This window comes from Sphingomonas sp. (assembly GCF_029239295.1).
GTDB lineage: Bacteria > Pseudomonadota > Alphaproteobacteria > Sphingomonadales > Sphingomonadaceae > Sphingomonas.
Map to the genome: position 1 here is coordinate 86,277 of NZ_JAQZBC010000003.1, position 16,442 is coordinate 102,718.

Annotated in this window: 16 protein-coding genes; 10 read left to right on the plus strand and 6 right to left on the minus strand. The window is 64.5% G+C overall.

What is annotated here, in order from left to right:
• Positions 1-27: 27 nt before the first annotated feature.
• On the plus strand, positions 28-690 hold the full coding sequence (gene pdeM / locus K0S66_RS04265) for a ligase-associated DNA damage response endonuclease PdeM (protein ID WP_301073901.1): 663 nt from the start codon (positions 28-30) through the stop codon (positions 688-690).
• Here the strand turns inward: pdeM and K0S66_RS04270 are convergent.
• Positions 644-1,651, minus strand: a complete 1,008-nt coding sequence (locus tag K0S66_RS04270) for a hypothetical protein (RefSeq protein ID WP_301073902.1) — start codon at positions 1,649-1,651, stop codon at positions 644-646. The two genes, pdeM and K0S66_RS04270, sit on opposite strands and share 47 nt — an antisense overlap.
• Before the next feature lie 47 nt (positions 1,652-1,698).
• Here K0S66_RS04270 and cysD point away from each other — a divergent pair, with 47 nt between their 5' ends.
• Genes cysD through K0S66_RS04285 form a run of 3 tightly spaced genes read left to right on the plus strand, consistent with a single transcriptional unit; the run spans position 1,699 to position 5,350 of the window.
• Complete coding sequence (cysD, locus tag K0S66_RS04275; RefSeq protein ID WP_301073903.1) at positions 1,699-2,649, plus strand: sulfate adenylyltransferase subunit CysD; 951 nt, start codon at positions 1,699-1,701, stop codon at positions 2,647-2,649.
• The gene (gene cysN, locus K0S66_RS04280) at positions 2,649-4,571 is read left to right on the plus strand and encodes a sulfate adenylyltransferase subunit CysN (RefSeq protein ID WP_301073904.1); all 1,923 of its coding nucleotides are present in this window, start codon (positions 2,649-2,651) and stop codon (positions 4,569-4,571) included. Before cysD ends, cysN begins: the two co-directional genes overlap by 1 nt.
• A 41-nt stretch (positions 4,572-4,612) precedes the next feature.
• Entirely contained in the window at positions 4,613-5,350 is a 738-nt protein-coding gene (locus tag K0S66_RS04285) for a 3'(2'),5'-bisphosphate nucleotidase CysQ (protein ID WP_301074032.1), read from the plus strand.
• A 43-nt stretch (positions 5,351-5,393) separates the two neighbouring features.
• Here K0S66_RS04285 and K0S66_RS04290 read toward each other — a convergent pair whose 3' ends face one another.
• On the minus strand, positions 5,394-6,095 hold the full coding sequence (locus tag K0S66_RS04290) for a dienelactone hydrolase family protein (RefSeq protein WP_301073905.1): 702 nt from the start codon (positions 6,093-6,095) through the stop codon (positions 5,394-5,396).
• 121 nt (positions 6,096-6,216) lie between these two features.
• Between K0S66_RS04290 and K0S66_RS04295 the strand changes: the two genes are divergently transcribed.
• The 6 genes from K0S66_RS04295 to K0S66_RS04320 are packed head-to-tail and all read left to right on the plus strand — an operon-like array spanning position 6,217 to position 11,754.
• A complete protein-coding gene (locus K0S66_RS04295) occupies positions 6,217-6,453 on the plus strand; it encodes a DUF6489 family protein (RefSeq protein WP_301073906.1) in 237 nt (78 codons plus the stop codon).
• Positions 6,453-7,718, plus strand: coding sequence for a tRNA uridine-5-carboxymethylaminomethyl(34) synthesis GTPase MnmE (mnmE, locus tag K0S66_RS04300; RefSeq protein WP_301073907.1), 1,266 nt, complete (start codon positions 6,453-6,455; stop codon positions 7,716-7,718). Before K0S66_RS04295 ends, mnmE begins: the two co-directional genes overlap by 1 nt.
• Entirely contained in the window at positions 7,684-9,456 is a 1,773-nt protein-coding gene (gene mnmG / locus K0S66_RS04305; protein ID WP_301073908.1) for a tRNA uridine-5-carboxymethylaminomethyl(34) synthesis enzyme MnmG, read from the plus strand. Before mnmE ends, mnmG begins: the two co-directional genes overlap by 35 nt.
• Positions 9,453-10,073 (plus strand): 16S rRNA (guanine(527)-N(7))-methyltransferase RsmG, encoded by a 621-nt coding sequence (gene rsmG, locus K0S66_RS04310; RefSeq protein WP_301073909.1) that lies wholly within the window; start codon positions 9,453-9,455, stop codon positions 10,071-10,073. The genes mnmG and rsmG overlap by 4 nt, the downstream gene beginning before the upstream one ends.
• Positions 10,070-10,852, plus strand: a complete 783-nt coding sequence (locus K0S66_RS04315; protein ID WP_301073910.1) for an AAA family ATPase — start codon at positions 10,070-10,072, stop codon at positions 10,850-10,852. The genes rsmG and K0S66_RS04315 overlap by 4 nt, the downstream gene beginning before the upstream one ends.
• The gene (locus K0S66_RS04320) at positions 10,849-11,754 is read left to right on the plus strand and encodes a ParB/RepB/Spo0J family partition protein (RefSeq protein ID WP_301073911.1); all 906 of its coding nucleotides are present in this window, start codon (positions 10,849-10,851) and stop codon (positions 11,752-11,754) included. The genes K0S66_RS04315 and K0S66_RS04320 overlap by 4 nt, the downstream gene beginning before the upstream one ends.
• A 43-nt stretch (positions 11,755-11,797) precedes the next feature.
• Here the strand turns inward: K0S66_RS04320 and holA are convergent, their stop codons facing one another.
• The 4 genes from holA to K0S66_RS04340 are packed head-to-tail and all read right to left on the minus strand — an operon-like array spanning position 11,798 to position 16,278.
• Positions 11,798-12,814 (minus strand): DNA polymerase III subunit delta, encoded by a 1,017-nt coding sequence (gene holA / locus K0S66_RS04325; protein WP_301073912.1) that lies wholly within the window; start codon positions 12,812-12,814, stop codon positions 11,798-11,800.
• Positions 12,811-13,314, minus strand: a complete 504-nt coding sequence (gene lptE / locus K0S66_RS04330; protein ID WP_301073913.1) for an LPS assembly lipoprotein LptE — start codon at positions 13,312-13,314, stop codon at positions 12,811-12,813. The genes holA and lptE overlap by 4 nt, the downstream gene beginning before the upstream one ends.
• Positions 13,311-15,833 (minus strand): leucine--tRNA ligase, encoded by a 2,523-nt coding sequence (gene leuS / locus K0S66_RS04335; RefSeq protein ID WP_301073914.1) that lies wholly within the window; start codon positions 15,831-15,833, stop codon positions 13,311-13,313. The genes lptE and leuS overlap by 4 nt, the downstream gene beginning before the upstream one ends.
• 10 nt (positions 15,834-15,843) lie before the next feature.
• Positions 15,844-16,278, minus strand: a complete 435-nt coding sequence (locus K0S66_RS04340) for a DUF3576 domain-containing protein (RefSeq protein WP_301073915.1) — start codon at positions 16,276-16,278, stop codon at positions 15,844-15,846.
• Positions 16,279-16,442: the final 164 nt, after the last annotated feature.

The following is a 16,442-nucleotide window of genomic DNA, read 5'->3' on the forward strand; positions in this document are numbered from 1 at the left end:
CCGTGCTTGGTGGGGCAAAGGACGGGGATGGTTCACCTTTCGTTCGGCGGGCACGATTTGATGCCCCTGCACCAGGGTGCGCTGTTCTGGCCGGCGCGGCGCGCCTTGCTGGTGGCTGACCTGCACCTCGAAAAGGCGAGCTGGTTCGCTCGATCGGGGCAGATGCTGCCGCCTTATGACAGCTTCGCCACGCTGGCCGACCTGATCGCGCTGATCGACGATACCGGCGCGCAGGAGGTCTGGTGCCTCGGCGACAGCTTCCATGACCCAGAGGGCTGCGCCCGGCTGCCGGAGCGCGCGCAGAATATGTTGCGCTCGCTGACCGCCACGACGCGCTGGACGTGGATTACCGGCAACCACGATCCGCACGGTGTTGATCGTTGCGGTGGCGGGGTAGTCGACGAGGCCGTGGTCGACGGCCTGGTGCTGCGGCACGAGGCGACAGCGAGCGAGACGCGGCCGGAAGTGTCGGGCCATTATCATCCGAAGTTGCGGATCCGGGTTCGCGGCAAGCTGGTGTCCCGTCGCTGCTTCGTCGCGGCGAGCCACAAGCTGATCCTGCCCGCTTTTGGCGCGCTGACCGGGGGATTGGACGTCGACCATCCGGAGATCGTCCGGGCGGTCGGGCGACCGGCACAGGCGCTCATTCCGATCGAGGATCGCCTGCTTCGTTTCCCACTGGCGGCGTAGGCACGCCGGTCGCGAAACGCGCGACGCTGGCACTGATCAGGCGAACCAGGTCCACCTGCCCGCCTGTACGGGTCTTCGCGAACAGGCGCTTGGAATAATTGCGCGCTGTCTCGATCGTCAGACCCAATCGCGTCGCGGACTCGGACAAGCTGGCTCCCCCTGCGATAGCCGCAGCCAAGCGTGCCTCGCTGCCGGTGAGGCCAAACAAGGCGGCAAGCAGCCCAGGTTGCGGGCCATCGACCCTGGGACGTCCGAGCGCGATCAGACCTATCGCCGCGGGTGCCGGAGCCAACCCGGCGTGTACGGGGAGCACAGGCACCAGCAGCATTGCCTGGCCCGGTTCCGGCCCCAAATGGACGATCCGCGGTGCTTGATCGGCCATGCACGCGATGGCGTCGGCCGCAAACTGCCTCGCTGTGGCCCGGCGGCTCTCCAACAGCGGCTCGGCGCTGGACGACGCCGCAAGAATGCGTCCATCAGCGGCAAAGGCCATCCAGCCGGTGCGACTGGCACCCAGCGCCTGTTCGGCGATCGCCGCGCGGCTTGCCGCATCGTCGAGCGTCGCGCGGGTGCGCAGCGCGATGGCGAGATGCGGTGCGAGACGCGCGAGCAAGGCGCCGTCGGCGGCGGTGAAATCGGCGTGGTCACGGCGGATGACCAGCACCGCAGCCGCCCCGCCGGGTTCGTCGACCCGGATGAGGCGCGAATTGCCCTCCCCCTCGTCGGTATAGACGCGGTGCGGACGCAGCGTGATAAGGCGATCCTGATCCAACGCCGGATGCGGGCCCAGGTGGTTAAGCCAGTGCCACGGCGCGGTGCCACTCCTAACCACCAATCCGACCGCATCAGCTCTCACCCGGCGCCGCAAGCGCTGGAGGAAAAGCGTGAAGGGCGCGGCTTCGTGCGCGCCGTCGTGCAGCGGGAGCAGAAGATCAGTTTCGTCAGGCCGCGTCATTGCCATCGCGACACCCTCCCATATGGGAGGTGCCGTGTCACCCGAGCATTGCCATGTTCCAGATCAGCCATCGAGAAATGGCGGCGGGGAAGGCATTCATGGCGCGAACACTGACTCACCTCGAGCGGCTTGAGGCTGAATCGATCCATATCATGCGCGAGGTCGTAGCCGAGAGCGAGCGGCCGGTGATGCTTTACTCCGTCGGCAAGGATTCAGCGGTGATGCTGCATCTGGCGCGCAAGGCCTTCTACCCTGCGCCGCCTCCCTTTCCGCTGCTGCACGTCGATACCACGTGGAAGTTCAAAGCGATGTACGATCTGCGCGATCGCATGGCGCGGGAAAGCGGGATGCAGTTGCTGGTGCATCGTAATCCGGAGGCGCAAGCGCGTGGGATCAACCCGTTCGATCACGGCCCGCGGCACACCGACATGTGGAAGACCGAGGGGCTGAAGCAGGCGCTGGACCAATACGGCTTTGATGTCGCGTTCGGCGGCGCCCGCCGCGACGAGGAGAAGAGCCGTGCCAAGGAGCGGGTATTTTCCTTCCGCTCGGCCAATCATCGGTGGGATCCGAAGAACCAGCGGCCCGAACTCTGGAACCTCTACAACGCCCGTAAGTCGCGCGGTGAGTCGATCCGCGTATTTCCGATCTCCAATTGGACCGAGCTGGATATCTGGCAATATATCCAGCTGAACGACATCCCCATCGTCCCGCTGTATTTCGCCGACCGGCGCCCCACCGTTGAGCGCGACGGGCTGCTGCTGATGGTCGACGATGATCGCTTTCCACTGCGTGACGGCGAAGTGCCGGTTGAGCGATCGATCCGGTTCCGCACTTTGGGTTGCTACCCCCTGACTGGCGCAATCGAGAGCGAGGCCGCGACGCTGGCCGAAGTGATCCAGGAAATGCTGCTCACCACCACCAGCGAGCGTCAGGGTCGTGCGATCGACCGAGACGGCGGCGCTGCCAGCATGGAGAAGAAGAAGCAGGAGGGGTATTTCTGATGGCGTCGAACAGCATCACGCCACCAGAGTCATCCTATCAGGCCGATCGCCTGATCGCGGAGGATATCGACGCCTATCTGACGCAGCATCAGCACAAGTCACTGCTGCGCTTCATCACCTGCGGTTCGGTGGATGACGGCAAGTCGACGCTGATCGGACGACTGCTGTACGATTCGAAGATGATCTTCGAGGATCAGCTGGCGGCGCTGGAAAAGGACTCGCGCACTGCCGGCACCCAGGGCCAAGCGATCGATTTCGCGCTGCTGGTCGACGGGCTGGCCGCTGAGCGCGAACAGGGCATCACTATCGACGTCGCCTATCGCTTCTTCGCCACCGAGAAACGCAAGTTCATCGTCGCCGACACGCCGGGGCACGAACAATATACTCGCAACATGGTGACCGGCGCGTCGACCGCCGACCTGGCGGTGATCCTGGTGGATGCGCGAAAGGGTGTGCTGACCCAGACCAAGCGCCACTCCTATCTCGCTCATTTGATTGGCATCCGCCATCTGGTGCTTGCGGTGAACAAGATGGATCTGGTGGGTTATGATCAATCGGTATTCGATGCGATCGTCGCTGATTACGCGGCCTTCGCCGCCACGATCGGGCTGCCGGAAGTCACTGCCATTCCGATCTCCGGTTTCCGCGGCGACAATATCACCGGCCCCTCGCCCGAGACGCCGTGGTATGACGGGCCTTCGCTAATCGCGCATCTGGAAGCAGTGCCGATTGATGCCGATGCCGATCAGGCGCGTCCCTTCCGCCTGCCCGTGCAATGGGTGAACCGACCCAACCTCGACTTCCGCGGCTTTGCCGGACAGGTAGCGGCGGGCATGATCCGGCCGGGTGATCCGGTGCGACTACTTCCTTCGGGCAAGACGTCGACTGTTGCCCGCATCGTCGCACTGGAAGGCGATCTCGATCAGGCGGTGGCGGGACAATCGGTGACGGTAACCCTGGCGGATGAGGTGGATTGTTCACGCGGCGACGTAATCGCTGCCGCCGGCGATCCGCCGCAGGTCGCCGACCAGTTCGAGGCGACGATCGTCTGGATGGCCGAGGAGGATATGCTGCCCGGACGTGCCTATTGGCTGAAGCTGGGCACGCAGATGGTGAGTGCGACTGTCCAGGCGCCCAAATATCAGGTCAACGTCAACACGCTGGAGCAGCTGGCCGCCAAGACGCTGGATCTGAATGCGATCGGTGTCGCCAACCTGTCTACCGACAAGCCGCTGGTGTTCGAACCATATGCCGACAGCCGGACGCTGGGTGGGTTCATCCTGATCGACAAGCTGAGCAATGCGACCGTCGCGGCGGGGATGCTGCATTTCAGCCTGCGGCGATCGCAGAACATCCACTGGCAGCCGACCGACATCGGTCGGGAGACGCTGGCGGCGCTGAAGAACCAGAAGCCGGTGGTGCTTTGGTTCACGGGCCTTTCCGGTGCAGGCAAATCGACCATCGCCAACATGGTCGAAAAGAAACTGGTGCGGATGAACCGCCACACCTTCCTGCTGGACGGCGACAATGTGCGTCACGGGTTGAACAAGGACCTGGGGTTCACCGATGCCGATCGGGTGGAGAACATTCGGCGCGTAGGCGAAGTGGCACGGCTGATGACCGACGCCGGGCTGATCGTCGTCACCGCCTTCATCTCCCCCTTCCGGGCGGAGCGCGAAATGGTTCGCCAGATGATGCAGCCAGGCGAGTTCATCGAGGTGCACATCGATACACCGCTCGCTGAGGCGGAGCGTCGCGACGTGAAGGGCCTGTATGCCAAGGCGCGGGCCGGGCAGCTCGCGAACTTCACCGGCATCGACAGCCCCTATGAACCGCCGGAGGATCCCGAGATCCGCATCGACACCACGGCCATGACACCCGAAGAAGCGGCTGACCTCATCATCGCCAGGATCATCCCGTGACCGATACTGCCGTGAACACCGCCGCCCGGCCGAACACCGCGATGTCTGATGCGGCGCTGGCCGCTCACCTGGCCGAGACCGCGGGGCAGATCCTTCTGGCCGTGCGGAGCGCCACGGTGTTCAGCCCCCAGGCGCTGGGCAAGGCCGGGGATCAGACGGCAAACCAGTTCCTGGTACAGGCGATCCGCCACGCGCGCCCAGACGACGGCCTGCTGTCTGAAGAGATGAGCTGCGATGGCGAGCGGCTGGCCAAGCGGCGCACCTGGATTGTCGATCCGGTCGACGGCACGCGCGAATATGGCGAGGCGCGGCACGATTGGGCGGTACATGTCGCGTTGGCGATCGACGGTGTGGCGGCGATCGGCGCCGTGGCGCTGCCGGACGCGGGGCTGGTGCTGCGGTCCGACGAGCCCTGCCCTGTACCGCCCCCGGCCTCCCCTTTGCGGATGCTGGTCAGCCGGACACGCCCCGCACCAGAAGCAGTGGCAGTGGCAGAGCGGCTAGGCGCGACGCTGGTGCCGATGGGGTCAGCCGGCGCCAAGGCGATGGCCGTGGTGCGCGGCGAAGCGGATATCTACCTGCATTCCGGCGGGCAATATGAGTGGGATTCGGCCGCACCCGTGGCGGTTGCGGGTGCTTTCGGCCTCCATTGTTCGCGCATCGACGGCAGCCCGCTGCGCTACAATCAGGAAGACGTTTATCTGCCCGACTTGCTGATCTGCCCGAAAGAGCTGGCCGATCAGGTCTTGGCGCTCGTCCGCGAGATGAAGGCCAGCTGAGCCGCCCCCCGCTTCCGAGTGAAGCGGAGGAGCGGCTGGCCAATTACTTCAAATGCTCGGCAAAGAAATCGGCGGTGCGCTGGTCAGCCAGGTCGGCCGCTGCTGGCGAGCGGCGATCGCCCATCTCGGTTGCGAAGCCGTGATCCTCCCCGGGATAATCATACAGCGTGACCTTCGGATGATCGTCCAGCCCCTCGTGCATCTTCTGCTGAGTGGCCTTGTCGACGAAGCCATCCTCGCCCGCGATGTGAAGGAGCACCGGGTTCGCGATGGCATGCTTCTCACCCAGCAGGCCATCGATACCGACGCCATAATAACCGACACTGGCGTCGATATCGGTGCGGCAAGCGGTCATGAACGCGAGGCGGCCGCCAAGGCAGTAGCCCACGGCTCCGATTTTACCCGACCCGCCGAGCAATGCGCGCGTCGCGTGGATGGTCGCCTCGATATCGCGGATACCGGCGTCCTGATCGAACTTGCCGAACAGGTCGAGGCCGCGCTGCAGCTCCTCGGGCACGTCGGGATTCAGCTCGACGCCGGGGGCGATCCGCCAGAACAGATCGGGCGCTATGGCCAGATAACCCTGCTCAGCCAGGCGATCGCACTTCTGCCGAATGCCCGGATTCACCCCGAACACTTCCTGAATGACGATGATGGCAGCCGTCGGCGCACCGGCAGGATCGGCGCGATACGCCTTGAAGCTGCCTTCGCCGTTCAGCGCGGCGATATCGATCATCTGACCCATGGAAATCCTTCTCCTTATGATGTTGCCCGCTGCGCGGTTGCGACGGCAGCGGCATAGCGGGCATAGATGGATGCGCGGTGACGCTATCGCTCCCCGCAGCACGGCTCAAGGGAAGGTGGCCATGAAGATCAGCATAGAAGTGGATTGCACGCCCGAAGAAGCGCGGCGGGCAATGGGTTTACCCGATCTGTCACCGCTGCATGATCGCTATGTCGCGATGCTGCAGCACACGCTGGAGCAGAAAGCGGTGGGCCCGGAGATGCTGGAGACCCTGATGCGGAGTTGGGCACCAATGAGTGACACCGGCGCGAATTTCTGGCGCGGCCTGTTCGAGGCAGGCGGTAAGCCGGGCGGTTGATGAGCACCATCTTTGCCGTTTCGAGCGGCCGTCCGCCTGCCGCGATAGCGGTTCTGCGGATCAGCGGGCCAGCAGCTTTCGTAGCTGGAACCGCACTAGCTGGCACCCTCCCCCCGCCCCGGACCGCGGCGCTCCGCACCCTGCGTCATGATGGCGTTACGCTCGACCAGGCGCTTGTGCTCTCCTTTCCGGGTCCGAACACTGCGACTGGCGAGGATCTCGTCGAACTTCACCTGCATGGTGGGCGCGCCGTCGTCGCAGCGGTCGAAGCGGCCCTGGCGGTTCAGCCTGATCTTCGCGCCGCCGAAGCGGGCGAGTTCACCCGCCGGGCGTTAGCCAATGGCCGCATCGACCTGATCCAAGCACAGGGGATCGCTGACCTGCTCGAAGCAGAGACCGAGCAGCAGCGGCGGATGGCGATGGACAGCACCGACGGGGTCGTCAGCCGCTCAGTAGCTGAGTGGATGGCTGAACTATCGCGTATCGGTGCGCTGATCGAAGCGACGATCGATTTCGATGACGAGGATGACGTGGAGGCGGTGGATATCCGCCGTATTGACGAGGACAGCGCAACGCTGGCCTCACGGTTAGATGCTGTCCTTACGCGCCCGCCGGTTGAGCGTTACCGCGACGGAATTCGCGTCGTGCTCGTCGGGCCACCGAACGCCGGCAAGTCGTCACTGTTGAACGCGCTAATCGGTCGTGAGGCGGCGATCGTGTCGCCGATCGCCGGGACCACCCGCGACCGAGTGGAAGCGCAGGTCGTGCGGCGAGGCCGGGTGTACACGCTGATCGACACAGCTGGTCTCCGTGAAGAGACAGATGATCCTATTGAGCGTATCGGCATCCAGCGCGCGCGGACGGCACTTGCCACGGCGGATATTGTGCTGGATCTGACCGGCAGCGAGGTGAGCGAGCGGGCAATCCGCATTCATGCGCAAGCGGATCGACGTGGCGCCGCGCCGCACGATGCGATCGCCACTTCGGTAAAGGACGACCGATCGATCGAGCAGCTTTGGCGGGAGATCGAGACCCGCGGTGATGGGATTCTTGGCGGTGGCGAAGGCCCCGTGTTCCACGTGGAACAGCGTCGGGCGATTGCCGCGGCTCGCGACGCGATCGCCGCATCGATAGCTTACGACGACTTGCTGTTACGTGCAGAAGAGGTACGGACAGCTTCGCGCGCGCTAGCCGGCTTGCTCGGCGTAGATGCAACCGAGGCCATGCTCGATGCCCTGTTTGCGCGCTTCTGTGTTGGGAAGTGATGTTCACGTGGAACAATCCATCGATGTTATCGTGATCGGCGGCGGTCATGCCGGTAGCGAGGCCGCAGCAGCCGCAGCACGCCGAGGCGCGCGAGTCGGGCTGATCAGCCACGACCCAAGCCGAATCGGTGCCATGTCGTGCAATCCGTCCATCGGCGGATTGGGTAAGGGCCACCTTGTTCGCGAAGTTGATGCCTTCGACGGGTTGATGGCCCGAGCGGCGGACAGGGCTGCGATCCATCATCGGATGCTCAACCGCAGCAAAGGGCTCGCTGTGCAGGGTCCGCGCATTCAGGCGGACCGTCGGCTTTATACCGCCGCCATTCAGGCGATGCTCGCTGGCCAACCCACGATCAGCGTGATCGCCGGGGAGGCGGTCGCGCTTCGTCTGGAAAACGACCGCGTTACCGGCGTCGTTCTCGCCAATGGTACTCAGTTGGCCGCGCGCGCGGTAGTGCTGGCCACCGGCACGTTCCTCGGCGGTCGAATATTCCGTGGCGAAGAGCAACAAGCCGGCGGACGGGTCGGCGAAGCGGCTGCGCTTCCGCTTGCGACGCAGCTTCGTGAACTTCAGCTACCAATGGGACGACTCAAGACCGGGACCCCGCCCCGCCTCGACGGGCGATCGATAAATTGGGCACGGCTGGATCCGCAGCCGTCTGACTCCGACCCATGGACGATGTCCCCGATGTCGCGCGGTCGGTGCCTCCCTCAACTCGCTTGCGCGATCACGCGAACGACGCAGCAAGCGCACGCGATCATTGCTGAGAACCTTCATCGCTCGCCGCTTCAGACCGGAGCGATCGAGGGGCAAGGGCCGAGATATTGCCCTTCGATCGAAGACAAGATCCGACGCTTCGGGGATCGGGACGGGCATCAGATCTTCCTCGAGCCCGAGGGGCTGGACGACGCAACGGTCTACCCCAACGGAATTTCCACCTCACTCCCCGTGGATGTGCAAGACGCCTTTATTCGCAGCATCCCCGGGCTGGAGCAGGTGCGGATCACCATGCACGGTTATGCCGTGGAGTATGATCATATTGATCCGCGCGCGCTGGATGCCACCTTGGCACTGCCGCAACTCACCGGCCTGTTCCTGGCGGGACAGATCAACGGCACAACCGGCTATGAAGAAGCAGCGGCGCAGGGACTGGTTGCTGGCGCCAACGCCGCGGCCGCGGCGCTGGACCTCGCTCCGTTCCAACCTGATCGTACCGCGAGCTACATTGGCGTGATGATCGACGATCTGGTCCTCCAAGGGATCAGCGAACCCTATCGGATGCTGACGGCCCGTGCGGAGTATCGCCTCGCTCTACGCGCGGACAATGCCGAGGCTCGTTTGTCGGGCGAGGCGGCGCGGTTGCGGCTGCTCTCCGAAGAACGACAACGACATGTCGCCGGGCGGATGAAACAACGGGAGCTGCTTCGGAACGGCGCAATCGGGGCGGATGGGACTGGTACAATCGACGCGGATCTGATCCGTGAGCATGAGGAAGATGTGCGCTATGCCCCCTATTTGGAGCGACAAGCCGCCGAAATCGCGCGGATGAAAAAGGACGATAAAATCGTGATTGCGAGCGATGTTTCGCTCGATCGGATTGCCGGCCTTTCGAACGAGATGCGTGAAAGGCTCCGCGCCGCTCGGCCGCGTACGCTGGGTGAGGCTTCGCGTGTTCGCGGCGTCACGCCCGCCGCACTGACCGCCTTGTGGCTCGATGCGAAGGCGGCCCAGCGATGACCGAAGCGGAAGCACGTGACGCGGTACGCGCCATGGTTGGTGAGGAGGCGATGCCACGGCTGGACCGGTTTGCGGCGAAGGTAAGGGAGGAAAGCGAGCGGCAGAATCTTGTCGCCAAACCGACATTGGACACTTTGTGGAGCCGGCATTTCCTCGACTCCGCGCAGCTGATGCCGTTGGCGGCACAGCACGAGGGGTTGTGGATCGATGTTGGTACAGGGGCGGGCTTTCCCGGTCTGGTGATCGCCCTCGCCTCGCCGCGGCCAACGATCATGATTGAACCACGCCGCAGGCGGGCTGATTTTCTGCGCGCGGTGATCGATGCTGAGGGTCTGGCCGACCGAGTGGAGATCCGCCAGGCAAAGGTCGAGCGCGTCGAAGCACCCAAGGCAGCCGTCATTTCTGCGCGTGCCGTCGCGTCGTTATCAGAATTGTTGCAATCGACGGCGCATTTGGCGGCAATGGACACGCTTTACTTGCTACCCAAGGGACAATCGGCCACCACAGAGGTCAGCGAAGCGCAGCGACGTTTTGCAGGATTGTTCCACGTGGAACAGAGCATCACCGACCCTGCCTCCGGCATCGTCGTCGTGAAAAACGTGAAGGGACGGCGATGATCCGCATCGCAGTGGCCAATCAAAAAGGCGGGGTTGGCAAGACGACGTCGGCGATCAACCTGAGCACCGCGCTTGCGGCGACGGGCAAGCGTGTGCTGCTGATCGACCTTGATCCGCAGGGCAATGCATCGACGGGCTTGGGGATAACGCAGGCGCAACGCGCCGCTTCCAGCTATCATGTACTGGTGGACCAGGCACCGGTGGAATCAGCGGTAGTTGCGACCGGTATTCCACGGCTTGATGTCTTGCCGGCCACCGTTGATCTGTCGGGCGCTGAGATCGAGCTGGTCGAGCTGGAGAACCGCACCCATCGCCTGCATCGCGCGCTGGATGCCGCGCCACCGCGGTGGGACATCGCGCTGATCGACTGTCCGCCCTCGCTTGGACTGCTGACGATCAACGCGATGGTTGCGGCCGATTGCTTGCTTGTGCCGTTGCAGTGCGAGTTCTTCGCCCTCGAAGGGCTCAGCCAGTTGCTCACCACCGTTGAGCGAATTCGCGCCCGCTTTAATCCAGCACTGTCGATCATTGGCGTGGCGCTGACGATGTACGATCGGCGCAACCGGTTGACCGAGCAGGTGTCCGCGGACGTTCGCGCGGTGCTGGGCAAGGTCGTGTTCGAGACTGTGATCCCGCGCAATGTGCGCCTTTCGGAAGCGCCCAGCCATGGCCTGCCGGCGCTGATCTACGATCACCGATGCAGTGGCTCGCAGGCGTATATCGCGCTGGCGCGGGAGTTGATTGCGCGCCTGCCGCATGCCAGCGAGGTGGCCGCATGACCGATACAAAGCGCGCGCGTGGTGGGCTGGGGCGAGGATTGGGCGCCCTGCTCGGCGATATTGCCCGGGACGACTCCCCCACTGCGGTCGTTGGCGGGACACCCGCTGGTGTCCGCATGATTCCGGTCAGCGCGATTGCTCCCCACCCGGAGCAGCCGCGCCGCCACTTCGACGAGGATGCGCTGAACGAACTCGCCGCGTCGATTGCGGAACGTGGCATCATCCAGCCGATCGTGGTTCGGCCGCATGGTCACACCTACCAGATTGTTGCCGGTGAACGGAGGTGGCGCGCGGCGCAGCGTGCGCAGTTGCACGAAGTTCCGGTCGTCGTCCGCGACTATACCGACAGCGAGACGCTGCAGATCGCGCTGGTGGAGAACATCCAGCGACAGAACCTGAATGCGATCGAAGAGGCGGAGGCGTATAGCCGGCTGGTCGATGAGTTCGGCCACACGCAGGAAGTACTCGCCCAGACGGTGCACAAGTCGCGCAGCCATGTCGCGAACCTTCTGCGCCTGCTCGATCTGCCTAAGAGCGTTCAGGCGAAGGTGGTCGACCGGACGCTGAGCATGGGCCACGCCCGCGCGATCATCGGCGCCCCCGATCCCGAGGCTCTGGCCGACCAGGTGGTGACCAAGGGGCTTTCAGTTCGCCAGACGGAGAAGCTGGCGCAATCTGCCAAGCCGGCATCGACGCGCAAGGCTGCATCGCGTCCGCCGCAGCAGGGATCAGGCAGCGGCGGCGATGCTGACGCAGCGGCGTTGGAGCGTCAGTTGGGCGACCTGCTCGGCGTACGCGTGCGGATTACCTACAGCTCGAATGGTGGATCGCTGACGATCGATTATTCCACGCTCGATCAACTCGACATGATCTGCCAGCGGCTGAGTGGTGAGCCAATCTAATGATGTGAGCGGCGCCGGCGATTGGCCGGTGCTGCTCCGCTGATTAGCGGCGCAGACGCTGCGCCAGCGACAGCATGGCCTGGCTCGCGAGGACATCGCCGGCACTGCCGCCGCCGGCCATCACGGCCCGCTCAGCCTCTCGAACGAGCACCATGGCCCGGGCGAGCGCTGCGGGTGACCACTGACGCAAGGCGGCGCTGGTCGCGGCCTCTTCCTTGAAGAACACACGATGCCGCTTCATCACGCTGCCGACATCGTCGCCAGCGGCCACCTCCGCCTTCATTTCAGCGAGAGCGGCCAGTCGACGTGCCAAGGCACGCAGCCACGGGATCGACGATACACCGGCTTCGTCAAGCTGACGCAGCGCCTCCCCGAGCTCGGCTGGGCGACCGGCAACCAACGCGGCGACCACGTCGCCCATGTCAGCTTCGCCCAGGTCCGCGCCGATCGCGTCCAGAGCGTCTTGTTCACAGGCGGCCGGCCGGTCAGGTGCGGCGTCGAGATAAAGCGCCAGCTTCTCGATCTCGCGCGCCATCACGGCGCGATCGCCTCCGCCCGCAGATGCCAAGCGGCGCGCCACTCCAGGGCCAAGGCGCAGACCCGCCTCCCGCGCCAGATCGCCCGCAATGGACTCCATCTGGTCAGCGCCGGGAACGTAGCAGGCGAGCGCCAACGCGGCGGGTGAGTCTAGTGCCAGCTTGCTGAGCTTTGAGGTGGCCTTGAGTGATGGCGCGATCATCACCACCGGATTGGCGACGCGATCAGCCTCCAACAGCGCGGTAGCCGCGGCAAGGCTCTCCTCCCCCACCCCCGTCACGCGGACATGACGGGCGGTTCCGAACAGCGAGAGCGAGGCCGCTTCGTCGAGCAGGCGGGCGGGATCGCTCCGCAGCGTCGCACCATCGAGATCGATACGCTCCGCGTCAGCGCCGAGCGCACGCGGCAAACGGTCGGCCAGCGCAGTCGCGCCGGCCTCGTCAGGCCCGAACAGCAGATACAGCCGAATGTCGGCAGGCGGGCGATCGAGTGCCGCCTTCAGGCGGGCTTCGGTCGCCTTCATTGCTTTGCGGCGTTCTGCCCCACGGACACGGAAATTCGCGTCACGATCTGGTCCGCAACCACGTCCGCCAGACGTTCGAGCGCCGTCGCCTCGGCAGCGATGGTGGCATAATCAGATCCGACCACGTCGATGCCTGCGTCCGACCCGGCAGTCGCATCGAGCACCACGCCGTCGTCGCCGATCTCAACCAGCTGGTAACGCGCGCGCAGCGTCCGGCGTTCGCGCGCCACCGAATCATCGCGCCGGATGGCGAGGCCGGTGATCTGGTCGTCCAGCTTGATCTGCAAGCGATAGCGCGGGCTTGCCGAGGCGGGGACGACGCTCATGCGGTCGCGCAAAGCATTGGCTAGCAGCCAGCCGGCGCGCCCCTCCATCGGCATCACCTCGATCTCACCGAGCACCTTTGCGGCGGGGCTGGCGCTGCCGCCGGAATAGAGCGGCTTGAGGCCGCAACCACCCAGCAGCATCAGCGCCGCGGCGAGGGGCAGGAGCCGCTTCATGCGACGATGTTCACCAGGCGATCGGGGACCACGATCACCTTGCGTGGCGGCTTGCCCTCCAGCACGCGGGCGACCTTTTCGGAGGCCAGTGCGCGTGCTTCGGCTTCCTCGCGAGCCATGCCTTTGGGCAGCAGGATCGTGTCCCGCAGCTTCCCGTTTACCTGAACCGCGACGGTTACTTCGTCATCGACCAGCAGCGCCGGATCGACCACAGGCCATGCCACGTCCGCGATCAGCCCCTCGCCGCCCTGTGCCGCCCACGCCTCTTCAGCCAGGTGCGGGACCATCGGCGAGACGATCCGCAGCAGCGTTCCGAGCGCGACGGTACGATCCTGTGAGGGAGCCGCCTTCTCGATCGCATTGGCGAGCGTGTAGATGAGCGCCACCGCCTTGTTGAACTGCAGCCCTTCGATCGCGTCCGCCACGCCCTTCACGGTGCGATGCGCGGTCTTGCGCAGGCTAATGTCCTCTCCACCGTCAGCGGTACTCCCAGCACCTTCTGAAGCCACCAGACGCCACAGCCGCTGGATGAAGCGCCAAGCGCCCTCGATGCCGTTCTCGCTCCACTCCAGATCGCGCTCAGGCGGGGAGTCGGACAGCATGAACCAGCGTACGGCGTCCGCGCCATATTGGTCGACAATCGGCTCGGGATCGACGGTGTTCTTCTTCGACTTGGACATCTTTTCGACGCGGCCGACCGTGACCGGCTGCCCCGTCGATTGTTCGATGCCGTCCTCGATGTCTGCCGGCGACAGCCAGCGCCCGTCAGAGGATTTGTAGGTCTCGTGCGTGACCATGCCCTGCGTGAACAGGCCGGCGAACGGCTCCGCGAGGTCGATCATCCCGACGTGTTGTAGGGCACGCGTCCAGAAGCGCGCGTAGAGCAGGTGAAGGATCGCATGTTCCACGCCGCCGATATATTGCCCCACCGGCAGCCACTGTTCGGCCACTGTCTTGTCGAACGGCTTGTCGTCCGGCTGGCTGGCGAAGCGAATGAAATACCAGGAGGAATCGGCAAAGGTATCGAGCGTGTCGGTTTCGCGGACAGCATCCTTGCCGCACGACGGACAGGCCACATGCTTCCACGTGGGATGGCGATCGAGCGGATTGCCCGGCACTGCGAAGCTGACATCCTCCGGCAGCTTTACCGGCAGCTGATCGAGCGGCACCGGTACCGCACCGCAATCGGCACAGTGGATGATCGGGATCGGCGTACCCCAATAGCGTTGGCGGCTGATGCCCCAGTCGCGCAGGCGGTACACCGTGGTCCCCTCACCCCAGCCACCAGCCTCGGCGCGCAGGATTACCTCGCGCTTCGCATCCTCGATGTCCATGCCGTCAAGGAAGTGCGAATTCACCAGCGTACCGGGGCCGGTATACGCCTCTGCCTCGTAGAATTCGGGTGAGTCCTTCGTCCCTTCGGAGACGACGCGGCGGATCGGCAGCTTGTACTTGGTGGCGAATTCGAAATCGCGCTGGTCGTGTGCGGGCACACCGAACACCGCGCCGACGCCGTAATCCATCAGCACGAAGTTCGCGATATACACCGGCAGCTGGATCGTCGGATCGAAGGGATGCGCGGCCTTGTAGCCGGTGTCGAAGCCCTTCTTCTCCTGCGTCTCAAGCTCGGCCGCCGTCGTTCCGCCACGGCGACATTCCTCGATGAACGCCTGCGCCGCCGGATCGCCCGCAGCCACGGATTGCGCGAGCGGGTGATCCGCCGCGACCGCGACGAAGCTGGCACCAAAGATCGTGTCGGGGCGTGTGGTATATACCTCGACCACACCCTCGCCCGTGCCGGCTGCATCGGTCAGCGCGAAGCGGAAGGTGAGCCCCTGGCTCTTGCCGATCCAGTTTTCCTGCATCAGCCGGACCTTCTCCGGCCAATCCTTCAGATCGGCGAGGCCCGACAGCAGATCCTCGGCAAAGGCCGTGATCTTCAGGAACCACTGGTTCAGCTTGCGCTTCTCGACCAGCGCGCCCGAGCGCCAGCCGCGCCCGTCGATCACCTGTTCATTGGCGAGCACGGTCATGTCGACCGGATCCCAGTTCACGGCACTTTCGCGACGATAGACCAGCCCTGCCTCAAGGAAGCGCAGGAAGATCGCCTGCTCGTGGCCATAATATTCGGGATCGCAGGTCGCGAATTCGCGCGTCCAATCGAGCGCGAAGCCGAGCCGCTTCAACTGCGCCTTCATCGTGGCGATATTGTCACGGGTCCAACCGCCCGGATGCACGCCCTTTTCCATCGCGGCGTTTTCAGCCGGCATGCCAAAAGCGTCCCAGCCCATCGGATGGAGCACTTCCATGCCATTCATCCGGCGGAACCGCGCCAGCACATCGCCCATCGTGTAGTTGCGCACATGGCCCATGTGGATGCGCCCCGACGGATAGGGGAACATTTCAAGAACATAGCTCTTGGGCTTGGGCGAATGATCGTCGGCGGCAAAGGTGCGGCGCTCATCCCACACCCGCTGCCAGCGGGCGTCGGCGGAGAGCGCGTTAAAACGCTGGCTCATCGTGACGGGATCAGTTGATGGAGGAGGCACGCCGCAGATCGCGGGCACGAGTCAGGATGATGTCCTCCAGCTTCTGCGTGGTGGCCGCGGTGACAGGAGCTGCCACCCATTGACCGCCCTGGTTGACCTCCTTCAGCGCAGCGACGCGCACGGCGTCGGCACGCAGATCCTGATCGAGGATCGTGACGGTGACCTTCATCCGCTCATTGGGGGTCTGCGGGTTCACATACCAATCGGTGACGATGACGCCGCCGTTGGAATCGGTCTGCAGCAGGGGCATGAAGCTGAGCGTGTCGAGCGAGGCGCGCCACAGATAGCTGTTCACGCCAATCGTGGTGACACGGCTGGCAGCTAGATCGGTAGTGGCCTTCTGCCGCCCGCCACCGCAACCCACGACGGCAAGGGCAGCGCAAACGACCAGCGCGGAACGCAACGGGCGGAACATGGGCATCGTCCTGATGGAAAACTGGTGATATCGACCTCTACAGAGGCGACCCATTGCCCGCAAGTTCGCGCGGGCGGCCTGTCGGATGACCTGTTCGTCCTGCAAACTGTGGAAAGCGTGCAACACTCGGCCCAAAAGCAACACGCGAGCATGGCAACGTGCGA